At 31.8% G+C, this 1,960-nt stretch carries 2 protein-coding genes; both read right to left on the bottom strand.

Features of this window, described 5'->3' with window-relative positions:
* Positions 1-335: 335 nt before the first annotated feature.
* Positions 336-956 carry a class I SAM-dependent methyltransferase gene (locus tag AB1630_12825; GenBank protein MEW6104673.1) on the bottom strand — a complete coding sequence of 207 codons (621 nt, stop codon included), beginning with the start codon at positions 954-956 and terminating at the stop codon, positions 336-338.
* The gene (locus AB1630_12820; GenBank protein MEW6104672.1) at positions 953-1,270 is read right to left on the bottom strand and encodes a J domain-containing protein; all 318 of its coding nucleotides are present in this window, start codon (positions 1,268-1,270) and stop codon (positions 953-955) included. The genes AB1630_12825 and AB1630_12820 overlap by 4 nt, the downstream gene beginning before the upstream one ends.
* Between the last annotated feature and the right edge of the window lie 690 nt (positions 1,271-1,960).

Raw genomic sequence — 1,960 nt, 5'->3', positions numbered from 1 at the left:
CCCTGTTCCAGCACATATCATTACATTTGTTCTGTATTGCATTAGAAAATTATATTATTGTCTTACAATAAAAGCAACAATTTTAATTTTAGGTTAAAGTTAGGAAGCCAGTATGGAAGTTGGGTTATGATGTTGGTGAAAAAGTGACTAAGTTCCTAATCCTTAGACCAAACAGGCATCTTAACCCTAGCCCTTTAATAAAAGGGTTTGCTTGAAATTCAATTGATTTTATAATCAAAATAAAAGACTTAGAAGTTTTCGGTATAAAACCCCTGCTCAATACTTAAAAGATGAAAAGAATATTACAACACAATATATCGTTAGCTAACAGATAATCATCTCTTTCCTCCTTTAATTACCACAAAACCACCTTTATTAACCCCTTTTTGTGGCATTTCAATAGAATCTATTTCATCTGGGAGTTTAAATAATGTCTGATAATAAGAGAGCCTTTTAAATCCTGCTTCTTTGAGCAAATTCGTAATCTCTCTTACATTAAATAAATTCGCCTGCTTATAAAATATACTCTTCTTTTTTAGATAAAACTTACCCAGAAAGCTATCTTTATCAATAATTCCTATAATAATTTTACCATTCTTCTTTAAAACCCTCCTTGCTTCATCTAATACTCTTAGAGGGTCTTTTACAAAACAAAGGGTGATGATAATTGCAACATAATCAAATATATAATCCTTAAATGGTAACTTCTCGCCATAGCCTGATGTTATCTTTACCCCTCTTCCTTTGGCAATTTCAAGCATTTTCTCTGAAGGATCAATCCCATATTTAATCCCCAAAGGCTCAGCAAATCTGCCTGTCCCAACGCCAATTTCTAACCCCTTGCCTCTTTTTGGCAAAATCTTCTTGATTGTCTCCAACTCTGACAAGTATGCAACCTTATTTTTATCATACCATAAATCGTATCTATTGTAATATTGGTCAAAAATTGTTCTCATAAATCTAAATCGCCCCACCAGCCATCATAAAACCTTTTTAGATGGTCATACAATCCTTTATCCATTACATTTTTCTTAATGTCTTTCTCTTTAAAAGAGAATCTATAGCCGGCGCAGTAGGCAACGATAACATCTCTGGCATAATTAATCTTTTTCATCATCTCCTCACAATGTTTTTTATCTGCCTCTTTACATCTATCAGGGTGATATTTAAGGCTTAAGTTTCGGTAGGCTTCTTTTATTTCTTCTAAAGTAGCCTCTTCATCCAGCCCTAATAGTTTTCTTGCTTCATCAATTTGTTTAAAGTCAATCATTTAAATCGTACGTGTTTAGCTTCGCTAAACATACAATTCCAAAGCTAATGGCTAAAAACCAAGAGCCAATAGCTAAACATATACTACTGGAAAGGGTTAAATTATTATCATTCCAGCAGAAATTTCTATAAAATCATCTTTAAATTGTTGTTGAAACATTTTGACTGCTTTACCTCCTGTACAATGACAAGGGGCCATTTTTTCTATCCCAAAATTTTTAAATTTCTATATTTCGCTACCTTTGTCCAGAATTACCTCTAAACAGGATATATTATATCAAAAACGCATCACAAAAAGATAGCCTTTTTTTCCTTTGTAGATTTTTTTGTTAAATACCATCAAAACATTCCATTGTAGGGCTTTAAAGAGATAAAGATTCTAATCTAGTTTCTTAAATTTTGCCAAAGGCATAGTATAGCCATAGTTATCCTTTCTCCTTTAGTAGCCATTGGGTTGGGGCTGAGAAGACCTGATATATACGAATTTCAAGGATTGTATGTGTGAAAGAAAATTCAAAGTGCAAAACGCAAAACGCAAAACTTATGGTAAGGATTTAATAAAATGTATGTGTTTAGCTTTAATGGAACAAATGAAATCCGAAATTCGAAATCCGAAATCTTAAAACAAATTCAAATGACTAAAATTGAAAATTCAAAACAATATAATTTATTTGTTATGAGAATAAAGATT

The sequence above is a fragment of the bacterium genome, from assembly GCA_040753555.1.
Classification (GTDB): Bacteria; UBA9089; UBA9088; order UBA9088; family UBA9088; genus JBFLYE01.
Note: the sequence above shows the minus strand (reverse complement) of the source record. Positions and strands in the feature narration are given on the sequence as shown.

Coding starts and splice junctions, on each gene's coding strand:
- AB1630_12825 (MEW6104673.1), bottom strand. CDS start 956: ATGAGAACAATTTTTGACCAATATTACAATAGATACGATTTATGGTAT.
- AB1630_12820 (MEW6104672.1), bottom strand. CDS start 1,270: ATGATTGACTTTAAACAAATTGATGAAGCAAGAAAACTATTAGGGCTG.